Origin of the sequence: Flavobacterium sp. KACC 22763 (assembly GCF_028736155.1) — a bacterium.
GTDB lineage: Bacteria > Bacteroidota > Bacteroidia > Flavobacteriales > Flavobacteriaceae > Flavobacterium.
Genome location: NZ_CP117879.1, coordinates 4810740 through 4825531, shown reverse-complemented (window position 1 = coordinate 4825531; position 14792 = coordinate 4810740). Strand labels below are relative to the sequence as shown.

Below are 14792 nucleotides of genomic sequence, written 5' to 3'. Positions count from 1 at the left end.
AGAATATTAAGAGTTTGGACCCGAGCGATAGTGAACAGGCAAAGCAATTTGGAATTTGGAAATTGGAATTTGAAAGATATTATCTACCCATCGGAGGTGGTGGTCCGCCTGCTCTACCACGATTCATTTCTCTAAATTCTTCCATTTTTTTAATTACCGTTTCGTCATATTCTTTCTGAGAAATTACTTTTCCTTTTTTAGAAGGTTTTATTTCGACTTTATCTTTAGCATTCAAAACAATTTTAGAACATAAAATTGTAGTTGTTCCATCATTGATTTCTAAGATTAATCCAGGAAGTCCCCAATAGTTTTCTGGCCCTTGATTGATCGGGATTTCTGGCGTATACCAAGCCGTAACCACAATTTCTTTTGGCATTTCAAAATTGTCGGCAAAATTGGTCTTTGTCTCACCCGAAGTCTTTTTGACTTCGTCTTTTTTGTCGTCGTTATTTTTAGGTCTGAAGTTTCTGAAATCGGTTTTACTAGCCTGTTTTACTGCTGTTGCTTTGAAGCAATTGTAACCACCTATTTGTTTGGTTTCCTGTTCCAATTTCCAGTTTAATTTTGGTAGAGAATCTACAACAAGAAATTCTTTACCCATAAATTCTTTATCTACCGTATATGTTTTTGTTTTTACATCTTTATAAAAAGTACCGCCACCGCCAGTAAGTGAGCCAAACATAACTCTAAAACCTCCTTGCTGCTGACCAGGCGTTTCTAACTTTTCTTCTTCTTTGTAAATAGATGCTGCTTTATCAAAATTTAAAATAAATGTTTTCTCGAGCATTTTTTTCATTCGCTCTTCCATATTTTTCTGCATCTCTGGAGTAATATCTCTATTGCCACGCATGCCTTCAAATTTTGGTGCCTGTGTTTTTGACTCGTAAACAGCCATTCCCTGAAAATCTTTTTGCGCCTGAATTTGCATAGAAACAAGCAACAAAGTCATATAAAAAAATATCTTTTTCATTTCATTTTCTTTAAGTGAGTAAATGCGATAAAGCTTACATTCAAATGTATTATTTATTTTAAAATTCGAAAAACTAAATATATTAATGGCATCGAGACATAGATAGAATGCCTTATTTCTTAGACTATTAGATTTAAAAAAGGTTTAAGACTCCAAATTGAAATTTTAAGAAGAGTTTTTTGTAATTTGGTGCTCTTGTAAAATAATTTCTAATGCGTAAAATGGTGCAAAAATTTTTATTCTCCGTATTTCTTTTCTGCACTTTTCATGCGCTTTTGGCTCAGGATTTGAGTATAAATCCAACTTTAATTTCTCAATATAAAAATACTTCTGATACGTTTTTAGGATATGATGCTTTTGGATATTCGTATCAGATCACGAATAATGTTTTTTGCAAGATTAAAGGAAAAGAAATCTTCGAATACAAGAATGTTTCTTTGGGAAAAATTACAAAAGTTGATCTCCAGAATCCGCTAAAGCTTGTTTTGTTTTATGAAGATTTCAACAGTGTTGTTTTATTAGATAACCAATTAAATAAAATGACCGAAATTAATTTTTCGCAGAACGCCACGCCAATCGTAGTAAGTGCGATCGGAATGTCGACGCAAAATCAGTTATGGATTTACAACACTTTAAATCAACAGATTGGTCTTTTTGATTATTTAAAAAATGAATACAAAACAGTTTCAATTCCGCTGACTGAATCAATTCAATATTATCAAACCGACTTTAATACTTTCTATTGGATTGACAAGAAAAACAATTGGTACTCTTGCGACATTTTCGGGAAGATAACTTCGCTGGGAAAGATTGCCGATTTTGATAGAATCATTATCGTAAATCCTTCTCAATATCTTTTCAGTAAAGATAATTTATTGTATTTTAAAGGAATGAATAAATTGAATCCCGAAGTAATTTCTGAAATTAAAGTTTTGGAAAAAACCTTTGACAATTTTTATTACAAAGACCAAATTTTATCTATTTTTACAGCTACAGATATATCAAATTATAAAATCGTAACACCGTAATGCACATAGCAATAGCAGGAAATATAGGCGCAGGAAAAACTACTTTGACCAAATTATTGGCAAAACATTTCAAATGGGAACCTCATTATGAAGATGTAGTTGATAATCCGTACTTAGATGATTTCTATCATCAGATGGAGCGCTGGTCGTTTAATCTTCAGATTTATTTCCTTAACAGCCGTTTCCGTCAAGTGCAGCAAATTCGCGAAAGCGGAAAAAAAATCATTCAGGATAGAACGATTTATGAAGATGCCCATATTTTCGCTCCCAATTTATACGCAATGGGATTAATGACAAGCCGTGATTTTGAAAATTACACGTCATTGTTCGAATTGATGGAATCTTTGGTAAAAGCTCCAGATCTATTGATTTATTTAAGAAGTTCTATTCCAAATCTAGTAGGACAAATTCACAAACGCGGACGCGAGTATGAAAATTCTATTTCTATAGATTATCTAAGCCGTTTGAACGAAAGATACGAAGCTTGGATTCAGACTTATAGTAAAGGAAAATTACTAATCATTGACGTTGACAATATTAATTTTGTTGACAATCCTGAGGATTTAGGAGATATCATTAATAAAATTGATGCTGAATTGAACGGATTGTTCTAAAACACGAATTACACAGATTTACACTAAATAAAAAAGTCTCTAAATAAATTTAGAGACTTTTTTATTTAAATATTTTCTTACATTTGTTTTGCTTTAAATTCGTTTCCCTATTTGGGAAAAAATAAATATATTTGCAAAACTAAATTATGAGAATAATAGCAAAGAGAACCTTGCAAAATTTTTGGGAGCGATTTCCAAATTCAAAACAGCAATTATTATCCTGGTATCAAGTTTTTGATAAAAATAACTTTTCTAATTCCAATGCTGTGAAATCTTTTTTTGGTACAGCAGATTTTGTTGGAAATAATAAAGTAATCTTCAATATCTGCGGAAATCATTATCGTTTGATTGTAAAAATCAATTATGAAACCCAAATTGTATACATTCTTTTTATAGGAACACATAATGAGTATGATGATTTAAATGACATTAAAAATTTGTAAATAATATGAATATAAAGCCAATAAAAACAGAACATGACTATAGTTTAGCATTGGAAAGAGTTAATTTTCTTTTCGACGCCAAACCAGATACTGCTGAAGGAGATGAGCTAGATATTCTGGTAACACTTATAGAAAAATACGAACAAATCCATTATCCAATTCCTGAACCTGATCCTATTGAAGCCATTAAATTTATGATGGAACAAAACGGATTAAGTGATGCCGATTTAGGAATTATTTTAAACAGCAGATCGAGAGTGTCGGAATTATTTAATCGTAAAAGAGCCTTAACAATAAAGCAAATAAGAGTTTTAACTGAAACCCTTCATATTCCCGCCTCTACATTAATTAAAGAATATGCTTTAAATCAATAAAAAAAGCCTCTAAAATAATTTTAGAGGCTTTTACCTTTTAATAATAAACTTTGATAAAGTTGTTATTTCGCAGCTTCTACTTTCGCTAAAACTTCTTCTTCAGTTCCTTCAAAAACCTCAGTTGTTGTTTTACCATTTTCTGTTTTAGTAACAGTTCCAGTAGTTTTACCGTTTATATTTTTAACTTCAACACGAACTGATTGTTTCTCATATTTACTGGTATCAAAGCAATCTGTTTTTTGATATTTTCCAGTTTTATCAAAATGAGCCAGACATTTAGCTGTTTCTTCTTCAGAACAGCCTTTTTCTTTACACATCTTAATACATTCTTCTTTTGTCATTCCAGACATATCACCGCATTTAGACATTCCTGCGTGCATTTCTGTTTTAGCGCAACAAGAAGCTTTTCCAGCGATATCTGATGATTCGTGACCTTCTCCTAAAATTGGCGCAATTACCAATCCAATCAAACAAGTTAATTTGATTAAAATATTCATCGAAGGTCCAGAAGTATCTTTAAACGGATCTCCAACTGTATCTCCTGTTACCGCTGCTTTGTGTGCATCAGAACCTTTATAAGTCATTTCACCATTAATCATAACTCCAGCCTCAAAAGATTTTTTAGCATTATCCCAAGCACCTCCTGCATTGTTTTGGAAAACAGCCCAAAGAACTCCAGAAACCGTAACTCCAGCCATATATCCTCCTAACATTTCAGCAATTAATTGATTGTTGTCTGAGTAAACTAATTTTCCTAAAAGCACAATCAAGATTGGAAAACCAATTGTTAAAACTCCTGGAAGCATCATTTCGCGTAAAGCTGCTCTTGTAGAAATTTCAACACATTTACCATATTCTGGTTTTCCTGTTCCTTCCATAATTCCAGCAATTTCTTTGAACTGGCGACGAACTTCGTACACCATATCCATTGCTGCTTTTCCAACAGAATTCATCGCTAAAGCAGAGAAAACTACCGGAATCATTCCACCAACAAATAACATCGCTAAAACTGGCGCTTTGAAGATATTGATTCCGTCAATTCCTGTAAAGGTGACATATGCAGCAAACAAAGCTAATGAAGTTAAGGCTGCAGAAGCAATAGCAAATCCTTTTCCTGTTGCTGCAGTTGTATTTCCTACTGAATCTAAAATATCGGTTCTAGTACGAACCTCTTTTGGCAATTCGCTCATTTCTGCAATACCTCCAGCATTATCAGAAATTGGTCCAAACGCATCGATTGCCAATTGCATAGCTGTTGTCGCCATCATTGCCGAAGCTGCTAAAGCTACCCCATAAAATCCAGCTAAAGCATATGAAATCCAAATTGCCACAGCGAACAATAATACCGTTGGGAAAGTAGAAATCATACCCGTTGCCAAACCTGCAATTACGTTTGTTCCCGCTCCTGTAGATGATTTTTGAACAATTGCCAATACTGGTTTTGTTCCTAATCCTGTATAATATTCTGTTACTGATGAAATCGCACCACCAACAACTAATCCAACTAAAGTGGCGTAGAAAACACGCATTGATGAAATCGCTTTAGAACCTTCGCCAAAGAAAGTCATTTGCATTGTTTCAGGAAGCATGTGCTTTACTAAAAAGAAACAAGCTACAGCTGTTAAAACAATAGAAACCCAGTTCCCTATATTTAATGCTTTCTGCACTTGTGCTTCTTTAGCATTGTCATCTGATATTTTTACTAAAGTTGTTCCGATAATTGAAAATAAAATTCCGAAACCGGCAATTGCCATTGGAAGCAAAATTGGTCCAATTCCGCCAAAAGCGTCATTGATACTTCCGCCCATATCTTTTATTACATAGTTTCCAAGCACCATTGCCGCTAAAACGGTTGCTACATAAGAACCAAATAAATCAGCTCCCATACCTGCAACGTCTCCAACGTTATCTCCTACGTTATCTGCAATTGTAGCAGGATTACGTGGATCATCTTCTGGAATTCCGGCTTCAACTTTACCTACTAAATCGGCTCCGACATCGGCTGCTTTTGTGTAGATTCCACCACCCACTCTAGCAAACAAAGCGATTGATTCTGCACCAAGTGAAAATCCCGCAAGAGTTTCCAAAACAATTGTCATCGTATCGGTATCTTTCCAAACTCCTTCAGAAAACAAATGAAAGAAAATGATAAAAAAGGATGTCAAACCTAAAACAGCCAGACCCGCTACACCTAATCCCATTACGGTTCCACCGCCAAAAGAAACTTTTAAAGCTTGCGGTAAACTTGTACGAGCCGCCTGTGTGGTTCTAACGTTTGTTTTTGTTGCTATTTTCATTCCCATATTTCCTGCTAAAGCAGAAAAGAATGCACCAAAAATAAAGGCAATTACGATTAATAAATGTGTTTTTACTCCCGGAATAAAAGTAATTCCTGCCAAAGCTAAACTGGCAATAATTACAAAGATGGTTAATAGTTTGTATTCGGCTTTTAGAAAGGCTAAGGCTCCTTCGTAGATGTAATCTGAAATCTCTTTCATCTTACCGTCTCCAGCATCTTGTTTTAAAACCCAAGTCCTTTTTATTCCCATGAAAAGTAATCCTAAAACTGCCATAATAATCGGCAGGTAAATCATAAATGCATTCATAATATTTTAATGGTTTTGGTTAATAGTCAACAATCTAACTGAAACGAATTTAAACAAAAAAGCAATACTCCTGACGGCAGTATTGCTTTTTTTATATTAGAATACGGTTAAAATTATTTAATACTAAATAATCCTGCTGGTTTATTTTCAATGTCATCAAAACGCTTTGTACACTCAGCGATAATATCGTAAGCTTCTTTTACGTCTCCCCATCCTTCTACATCTACTTTTTTGTTTTCAAGATCTTTGTAAACTTGGAAAAAGTGCTCGATTTCTTTTACTAAGTGTGGGTTGATATCAGAAAGATCGTTTAATGAATTCCAGATTGGATCTGAAACTGGTACACAAATAATTTTCTCGTCTGGTCCTTTATCATCTGCCATGTGGAATACACCAATAGGCTTAACTTCCATAACACATCCAGGGAAAGTTGGTTCGTTTACCAAAACTAATACGTCAAGAGGATCACCATCTAAAGCTAAAGTTTCTGGAATAAATCCGTAATCAGCTGGGTACATCATCGAAGAGAATAACATTCTGTCGAAACGCATTCTTTTAATTTCAAAATCGTACTCGTATTTATTTCTGCTTCCTCTTGGTATTTCGATTAATACATCGAAAGTCGTTAATTTGTCTGCGGTCATTTTCGTTTTTTATTGTTTCTATAATTTCGGTTGCAAAAATAACTAAAGAATCTAGTTTTACAATAAAAAACAAGGTTAAATTATCTTCATTAGAGTTTAAAAAACAAGCATTTAATAGGTAATTGTTCGATTTCTTTTCTTCAGGTAATAATGCCATAGCAAATAGGTCGCATAAGAACGATATGGACTCCACTGTTCAGCATAAATTTCCATCTCTTGTCTGTCATGAATATTCAGTAATTCTTTGATTGCATTAATGACTGCAATATCGCCAAGAGGAATCAAATCTGGTTCTTCAAGACAGAACATTAAATAAATATCAATCGTCCAATTTCCAATTCCTTTTAATTTAATAAGTTCTTCGCGAACTTGTTTTGCAGACTTCGAAGTCAAACTTTCAATATCTAATTCTTTGTTTAAAACTGCTTCAGCTAAAACTTTGATATATCTTGTTTTCTGACGGCTTACTCCAAGACTTCTAAATTCTTCATCAGACAAAACAGCCATATTTTCGGGATTGCAAGTTTTGTAGGCTTTGATTTTTAAAAATGTAGCTTTCGCTGAATCGATAGAAACCTGCTGTTCGAGTATTAATAAAACCAAAGTTTCAAATCCAGGCGAACGCCTTGGAATTGGAGGCAATCCATATTTTTCAATGATATCTAGAAATATTGGATTTTTACTGGTTAAGAAATCGATTGCTTCTTGCATGCAATTAAGTTAAGAAAATGATTGTTAATAAGATATAATTACTATTTTTACAGCACTTTGATTTTTTAAACTTATGAAAAAAACTATACTTTTTTTACTTTCAATAGTGATTTTTTATTCATGTAGTAACGATGAAAAAATTGATGACAATCCTACTGTTGAAATTCCAAATGTAGAAATTCCTACTAAACCAGAACCTGTTCCGCAATCAAAAATCATCTATATTGCAGGTTATGAAGGACGAGAAGCTCGAGCATGGAAAAATAGCCAATCCTTTAATATTGATAATCCATACAAAAATATACCGCCTCGTAATATCGATGCAGGATCAATTTTTGTGCAAGGTGAAGATATTTATGTTTTTGGATCAGCAGATTTAGATCTTTATAATAATGTCTATTTAAATTATGCCTCTATAATATGGAAAAATGGAAAAGCAATTAAACAAGGAAGTGTTTCTAGTATGTGTGCTACGTATAATTATTATCCACTTTTTATAACAGAAAAAGACTTTTACTATGTTAGCAATGAAGATAACTTTCATAAGGATTCATCGGTCCCTTATTTAGTTAAAAACGACATACAAACTGCATTAACTGACCCAAATGCATTAGAACATACTTTTGCTAGCTCCATGTATGTAAAATCAAATGATGTTTATGTTGTTTTAAACCATTTAGAATCGAATTATCTAAATAATTATAGTGTCAAATTGTGGAAAAATGGACAAACTTCACCAATCACTGATGGCAAAGTTCTCAGAGCAGACAGCAGAGCAAATTCAATTTATGTTTCAGACAATAATGATGTCTATATTGCTGGCTACCATACCGCTGACGTTTCAGAAAGGAAAAAAGCAGTAATTTGGAAAAATGGCATACCTACATTTTTGACTGATGGCTATCAAGTAGCAGAAGCAAAATCAATATATATAAATGGAACAGATATTTATGCTGCTGGTTATCATATATATCATGCCGCAATATGGAAAAATGGTGTCGAAATTTCATTAACAAATGAAAAAAACTACTCTGTAGCCAATAGCATAGCAGTTGATGGCACAGATATTTATGTTGTAGGATATGAAATTATAAATAGTATATCTGTTGCGATGTTATGGAAGAACGGCGTAGCTATTCCTTTAACAGATGGAAGTAAAGATAGTCAGGCAAAATCCATTTTTATAGGTAAATAATTTTAAGATTACTTTTTAAATTAAAATAAGAATTTCGCAAAGACATAAAGTTTTAGTTTATCCAGATATACAAATTAGGATCCAAATTGTATTTTCAGCTAAATCTGAAAGAAAAAATATATACCACAAAAAAAGTCGCAAAGATTTGAAACCTTTGCGACTTTGTAACTTTAAATCTTTGCACCTAAAACCACAATTAGAAATAAAATCCGAAAGATCCTTTTACTGCAAATTTATGGGCATCTGGCATATCTAGATAATTTCCTCTCCAAGAAAAATCAATTCGGAAAACTTTGAAGATATTTCCAATTCCTGCATGATATTCGTAATACACTTTTTCAGGAGCATTATAAGGTAATCCCGAAGCATTTATGGCGCGGTTGGCATCAGAAATTGTTCCATGAACCGCTCTAATTCCGATAAACTCTCTCCAATTCAATTTTCTCATAAAAGGAACTCTTGCGAATAATCTTCCTCCAAAATCATGATTCCACTGCAATGTAGTGTATTGATCCGTAACGAATTCGTAGAAATTCAAATTACTGAATGTATTCTCGATCGTAAAATAAGTCTGGTTACCCGGAATTACACTCATCAAACCTAACGGAATTGTACCAAATGTTTTTCCTGTTTCAACTGTAATATTTGTTCTTCCTAAAGGCCCAATAATAATTGGCTGTCTGTAGAAAACCTGAATTTTTTCGTAAGCAAAATCACTGTCAAAAACACCTTTCAATCCATAACTGAAATTCACAAAGAAATGACTAAACGGACTATCAACTAAATCTCTTTCTACGCCATAACCAATAGTTTTTCTGTTTGGCATAAACTCAAACTGAATATTGGCCTCAGATTGTTTTACCATACTTTCTACAACACCTGCTGGATTTGCTGCAGTTGGTAAAGTTGTATAATAATCTAAACTAAATGTCTTAGAAGCCGATTCTAATGTTCGATATGAAAGTCCAGCTGAGACAATAAAATTCTTTTTAGGCTCCATTTCTACAGAAACATTACTCAAATTGATATTGGTCAATTTTCCGTTGCTTCCCGTCGTGAACAATGCCGAAGATGCAAAACTTCGCCCTAAAACATCATTTGTAGTGGTTAAGCTCGCACCAATCTGCTCGATGTCACGCCTATTTCCTCCAGAAATAATAACTCGGTTTTTCTTGTCAACCATCCATTTTCCAGAAACACCATATTTGAATTTATTATCGTCAAATCCATACGCTGTATAAGCTTGAATACGCCAAGGGTCGTTTGGCCCGAAATAAGTTCTTCCACCTACTCTTAACCTTATACCTTCAACTTCATTGTATCCGAAAGTGGAGAAAATTGGTCCGTAATCGAAGTTTTTAAATTCAATGTAACCGCTTCCTAAAATCGAGACGAGATTATACAGCTGCTTAAATCGCTTGACGGTCTGTAAAGTGTCAAGCATCTTATAAATTCCCTGCTCGTCTTTATTTAATTTTTCAAAACGATTTTCTTCCCAGAATTCGGGCGGTCGGTCGTAAACGGCATTGTCTATAAAATTGACTTCTTCTTTATAGAATTTCTCAGGTTTCTGAATGTTGAATTTATGATTTCGGTATAAAGTTGTTCTTTTTCCATAAACTCCTTTCGATTTTTCTTTCTTGTTTAAAGCAAAATCAGACATCATATAATCACGAGTCAAAAGGAAAACAGAATCGTTTTCAACCTCAAATTCCTGTTCGATATAAATATCTTTTACCCAGTTAATATTGGCACTTTTTGTAACGCCCATATTAATTTTCTTGATGGCAAAAGTGGTGTCATTAACCCAAAAATCTCCTTTAAAAGTCAATTCGTTTTTACGTCGCGGATAGAAAACAATATTATAACACCATTTTTTATCTACAAATGCACTGTCTTTTAGAACATAATTGTAAACATCGATTCCTGTTCTTGAAAGCGGGCTCGTAAAACTTTTATCAAAAAATTTAAGATGATTATCGTAAATATTATACTCAGAATAAAGATCTTTTACAAAAGATAAAATCTGCTGATTGCCGTTAAAACCAGACATTTTATTTCCAGTTAGATTTTCTTTTACTTTTTTGAGTTTATTGTCACCATAGACATCATAAACCGATTCGTTTATAAAAATTGGCAAATAAGTTTTCCCTGTAACATCAGAAGTATCAACATGATTAAAGATAAACTCCATTCCTTTAAAAAGCTTATTTTTCATGAATGCACTATCAATAGTGTTCATGTCAAATTCTACTTTTTCATACTTCTGCATTTGATATTGATTAAACAGGTACAGACCGTTTTTACGTTTTCTTTCCCATATTTTTCTCAAAATATCCAATGCTGGATTGTTCTTCTTTGACGTTTTTCCGGTATAAATTACAACTTCGTTAAGTACTTGTTCTTCGAACAAAACAATTTTGAAATTATAATTAACTGCTTTTTCTAAAGGAACTTCTTTATCTGAAAATCCTGCCGAAGTAACCAAAAGTGCGGTATAAGTATTTGGTGACTCTAAATAAAAGCGTCCGTCTTCATTAGAAACTATTCCAATATTTGAACCTTTAAATACCACATTTGCAAAAGGTATCGGCTGATTGGTTTTGTCCAAAACAACTCCACTCACCTTAGTTTGTGCAGTAGCAACATTCGCAAAAGCAAATAAAAAATATAAGAGAAGTAGAGTTAATTTGTTCATTATAAAGTAAAAAAAAACTTCACCAATCCATTCTGTCTGATGAAGTTTTATGAGTATTTTATATTTGTATTATTTGTATAATACTTTTTTTACTGCTTTTACAACATCACCTGCATTTGGCAACCAGTCTTTAAGCAATACTGGAGAATAAGGTGCTGGAGTATCTGCAGTTGTAATACGTTGAATTGGCGCATCAAGGAAGTCAAAAGCTTGTTCTTGTACGATATAAGAAATCTCAGAAGAAAGGCTGGCAACTGGCCAAGCTTCCTCAAGAATTACTAAACGGTTTGTTTTTTTAACCGATTTTAAGATCGCATCTTTGTCCATTGGACGAACTGTTCTTAAATCGATAATCTCACAAGAGATTCCTTCTTTTGCTAATTCATCAGCAGCGATAAAAGCTTCTTTGATGATTTTTCCGAATGAAACGATAGTTACATCAGTTCCTTCACGTTTAACATCAGCAACACCTAGAGGAATTGTGTATTCTCCGTCTGGCACTTCACCTTTGTCTCCGTACATCTGCTCAGATTCCATGAAAATAACTGGATCGTTATCACGGATAGCTGATTTTAAAAGTCCTTTTGCATCATAAGGAGTTGAAGGAACAACAACTTTTAAACCTGGAGTATTAGCAAACCAGTTTTCTAAAGCTTGTGAGTGAGTAGCTCCTAATTGACCAGCAGAAGCTGTTGGTCCGCGGAAAACGATAGGCACATTAAACTGTCCTCCTGTCATTTGACGCATTTTAGCAGCATTATTTATAATTTGATCAATACCAACTAAACAGAAGTTGAATGTCATATATTCTACAATAGGACGGTTTCCGTTCATTGCAGAACCTACTGCAATTCCTGAAAAACCAAGCTCAGCAATTGGAGTATCAATTACTCTTTTTTCACCAAACTCAGCAAGCATTCCTTTAGAAGCTTTGTAAGCTCCGTTGTATTCTGCAACCTCTTCTCCCATTAAATATATGGATTCATCGCGGCGCATTTCTTCGCTCATCGCTTCACAAATGGCCTCTCTAAATTGTATTGTTCTCATATTTTATATTGTATGTTGAATTTTCTGAAGAGCAAAAATAAATATTTTAAATAACTTAAAAGCAAAAATTAAATTTAAAATCGCATGAACTTCTATCTGTTCTCAGGTTTTAACTTTTTAATCTTTATTGTGATATTTACGAAATCGATATAATAACGTATAATTCACACTTAAATTCACTTAAAATATTTTTCAGACAAACTTCTATCTATTTGTTTAATTCTTGTTTCACCAAAATTCATTCATCTAAACGAAAAAAACAAAAAATTAGTATTTCTCAGACAAAATTAATTTGCTCTCCAACTATCGGTTATTGCAAAATTCCTAACAATCAGACAAAATGAATATTGTTTTATTTTTAGATCCCGATGAAATTCATCCAAAACTGAACAATCTGCGAAATCGTAATAGTTTTAAAAAATATTATGCACGCATAGTATAATTATTCCAAATTAAATTCTAAATTTGTAAAAGCATATTATAAATTCAAAATATATACTTATGAAAATACTAGTTTGCATCAGCCATGTGCCTGATACTACTTCAAAAATTAACTTTACCAACGGTGACTCAGAATTTGACACTAATGGAGTACAATATGTAATTAACCCTAACGACGAATTCGGTCTTACACGCGCTATCTGGTTTCAAGAGCAACAAGGTGCAAATGTAACGGTTGTAAACGTTGGAGGTCCTGATACTGAACCAACTTTACGTAAAGCATTAGCAATTGGAGCAAACGAAGCAATTCGTGTGAATGCAAATCCTACAGATGGTTTCTTCGTTGCAAAACAATTAGCAGAAGTAATCAAAAATGGCGGTTACGATCTTGTAATTGCAGGTAAAGAATCTTTAGATTATAACGGAGGAATGGTTCCTGGTATGATTGCTGGAATTTTAGGTTCTAACTTCTTAAATTCTTGTACAGCTTTAACTATTGACGGAAACAATGTAAAAGCGGTTCGTGAAATTGATGGCGGAAAAGAAACTGTAAGCACTACTCTTCCTTTAATCATTGGAGGTCAAAAAGGTCTTGTTGAGGAAAAAGATTTACGTATCCCAAACATGAGAGGAATTATGACTGCAAGAACAAAAGCGCTTACTATTCTTGAGCCAGTTGATGCAGCCGTAAATACAAAAGCGGTAAAATTTGAAAAACCAGCTCCAAAATCAGCAGTAAAATTAGTTTCTGCAGATAATTTAGATGAGTTAATCAATTTATTACACAACGAGGCTAAAGTGATTTAAGATTGTAGACTTTAGATTTTAGATTGCTGATTGCAATACGAAATCTAAAACTCAAAATTTGATTCACTTCAAAATCTAAAATCAATAATCATTTTAGATTTCATTTTCAAAAATCTGAAATCTAAAATCTAAAATCTAAAATTGTTATGTCAATATTAATATACGCAGAATCTGCAGAAGGAAAATTTAAAAAAGTTGCTTTCGAATTAGCTTCTTACGCTAAAAAAGTAGCTGAATCATTAGGAACAACTGTTACTGCTTTAACAGTAAACATCAGTGATGTAAGCGAGTTAGGCAAATACGGAGTTGATAAAGTTTTAAAAGTAAGCAACGACAAATTAGCTGGTTTTAATGCAAAAGCTTACGCTGATGTTATCAAACAAGCTGCTGAAAAAGAAGGAACAAAAGTAGTATTGCTTTCTTCTACAACAGATAGCATTTATCTTTCACCGCTAGTTGCTGTGGCTTTAAATGCTGGTTTTGCTTCAAATGTTGTAGGATTGCCAGTTAGCACTTCTCCATTTCAAGTAAAAAGAAATGCTTTTTCAAACAAAGCTTTCAACATTACACAAATCGACACAGATGTAAAAGTTCTTGGTTTAGCTAAAAACTCTTACGGCCTTTTTGAAAGCACAGGAGCTGCTGCAGCAGAAGACTTCAATCCAACTATTGGAGATAATGACTTTGGCGTAAAAGTAGAATCTGTAGAAAAAGTATCTGGAAAAGTTTCTATAGCTGATGCCGATATCGTAGTTTCTGGCGGACGCGGATTAAAAGGTCCAGAAAACTGGGGATTAGTAGAAGATCTTGCTGCTGTTCTTGGAGCTGCAACTGCTTGTTCTAAACCAGTTTCAGATTTAGGATGGAGACCTCACAGCGAGCACGTTGGACAAACAGGAAAACCAGTTGCAACCAACTTATACATTGCTATAGGTATTTCTGGAGCGATTCAGCACATTGCTGGTATCAACTCTTCTAAAGTAAAAGTAGTTATCAATAATGATCCAGAAGCTCCTTTCTTCAAAGTTGCTGACTATGGTGTAGTTGGAGATGCTTTTGAAATTGTACCACAATTAACAGAGAAATTAAAAGCTTTCAAAGCTCAGCATTCTTAATACAAAGAATTCTCTTTAAAAATATTGCTGCCTAAAAACAAGATGTTGTATCTTTGTTTATAGGCAGCTTTTTTGTTCCATATTTTTTGATTAAAATTG

Annotated in this window: 13 protein-coding genes; 7 read left to right on the top strand and 6 right to left on the bottom strand. The window is 33.4% G+C overall.

Going from position 1 to position 14792, the window contains the following annotated elements; all coding sequences use genetic code 11:
• Nucleotides 1–79: 79 nt before the first annotated feature.
• Complete coding sequence (locus PQ463_RS20340; RefSeq protein ID WP_274255232.1) at nt 80–970, bottom strand: GLPGLI family protein; 891 nt, start codon at nt 968–970, stop codon at nt 80–82.
• Between the two features lie 212 nt (nt 971–1182).
• Here PQ463_RS20340 and PQ463_RS20335 point away from each other — a divergent pair, with 212 nt between their 5' ends.
• The 4 genes from PQ463_RS20335 to PQ463_RS20320 all read left to right on the top strand — a co-directional run bounded on the left by PQ463_RS20335 (nt 1183) and on the right by PQ463_RS20320 (nt 3429).
• The gene (locus PQ463_RS20335) at nt 1183–1998 is read left to right on the top strand and encodes a hypothetical protein (RefSeq protein ID WP_274255231.1); all 816 of its coding nucleotides are present in this window, start codon (nt 1183–1185) and stop codon (nt 1996–1998) included.
• Nucleotides 1998–2612, top strand: coding sequence for a deoxynucleoside kinase (locus PQ463_RS20330; RefSeq protein WP_111367772.1), 615 nt, complete (start codon nt 1998–2000; stop codon nt 2610–2612). Before PQ463_RS20335 ends, PQ463_RS20330 begins: the two co-directional genes overlap by 1 nt.
• Before the next feature lie 146 nt (nt 2613–2758).
• Nucleotides 2759–3055, top strand: a complete 297-nt coding sequence (locus PQ463_RS20325; RefSeq protein WP_111379445.1) for a type II toxin-antitoxin system HigB family toxin — start codon at nt 2759–2761, stop codon at nt 3053–3055.
• 5 nt (nt 3056–3060) lie between these two features.
• Nucleotides 3061–3429 carry a helix-turn-helix domain-containing protein gene (locus PQ463_RS20320; protein WP_111379447.1) on the top strand — a complete coding sequence of 123 codons (369 nt, stop codon included), beginning with the start codon at nt 3061–3063 and terminating at the stop codon, nt 3427–3429.
• 62 nt (nt 3430–3491) lie between these two features.
• Here the strand turns inward: PQ463_RS20320 and PQ463_RS20315 are convergent, their stop codons facing one another.
• The 3 genes from PQ463_RS20315 to PQ463_RS20305 form a co-directional block, all read right to left on the bottom strand.
• On the bottom strand, nt 3492–6035 hold the full coding sequence (locus PQ463_RS20315; protein WP_274255230.1) for a sodium-translocating pyrophosphatase: 2544 nt from the start codon (nt 6033–6035) through the stop codon (nt 3492–3494).
• Between the two features lie 113 nt (nt 6036–6148).
• On the bottom strand, nt 6149–6679 hold the full coding sequence (locus tag PQ463_RS20310) for an inorganic diphosphatase (RefSeq protein WP_111288276.1): 531 nt from the start codon (nt 6677–6679) through the stop codon (nt 6149–6151).
• A gap of 111 nt (nt 6680–6790) precedes the next feature.
• Nucleotides 6791–7390, bottom strand: a complete 600-nt coding sequence (locus PQ463_RS20305; protein WP_274255229.1) for a DNA-3-methyladenine glycosylase family protein — start codon at nt 7388–7390, stop codon at nt 6791–6793.
• 73 nt (nt 7391–7463) lie between these two features.
• On the opposite strand from PQ463_RS20305, the gene PQ463_RS20300 reads away from it, so the two are divergent.
• Nucleotides 7464–8585, top strand: coding sequence for a hypothetical protein (locus tag PQ463_RS20300; RefSeq protein WP_274255228.1), 1122 nt, complete (start codon nt 7464–7466; stop codon nt 8583–8585).
• 196 nt (nt 8586–8781) lie between these two features.
• Here the strand turns inward: PQ463_RS20300 and PQ463_RS20295 are convergent, their stop codons facing one another.
• Together PQ463_RS20295 and PQ463_RS20290 are read right to left on the bottom strand one after the other, a co-directional pair.
• Nucleotides 8782–11283 (bottom strand): DUF5686 and carboxypeptidase-like regulatory domain-containing protein, encoded by a 2502-nt coding sequence (locus tag PQ463_RS20295; RefSeq protein ID WP_274255227.1) that lies wholly within the window; start codon nt 11281–11283, stop codon nt 8782–8784.
• Between the two features lie 69 nt (nt 11284–11352).
• Nucleotides 11353–12330 carry a pyruvate dehydrogenase complex E1 component subunit beta gene (locus PQ463_RS20290; protein WP_008466560.1) on the bottom strand — a complete coding sequence of 326 codons (978 nt, stop codon included), beginning with the start codon at nt 12328–12330 and terminating at the stop codon, nt 11353–11355.
• A 501-nt stretch (nt 12331–12831) separates the two neighbouring features.
• Between PQ463_RS20290 and PQ463_RS20285 the strand changes: the two genes are divergently transcribed.
• Together PQ463_RS20285 and PQ463_RS20280 are read left to right on the top strand one after the other, a co-directional pair.
• Entirely contained in the window at nt 12832–13578 is a 747-nt protein-coding gene (locus tag PQ463_RS20285) for an electron transfer flavoprotein subunit beta/FixA family protein (RefSeq protein ID WP_198854647.1), read from the top strand.
• A 146-nt stretch (nt 13579–13724) separates the two neighbouring features.
• Complete coding sequence (locus PQ463_RS20280; RefSeq protein WP_274255226.1) at nt 13725–14693, top strand: electron transfer flavoprotein subunit alpha/FixB family protein; 969 nt, start codon at nt 13725–13727, stop codon at nt 14691–14693.
• Nucleotides 14694–14792 lie beyond the last annotated feature (99 nt).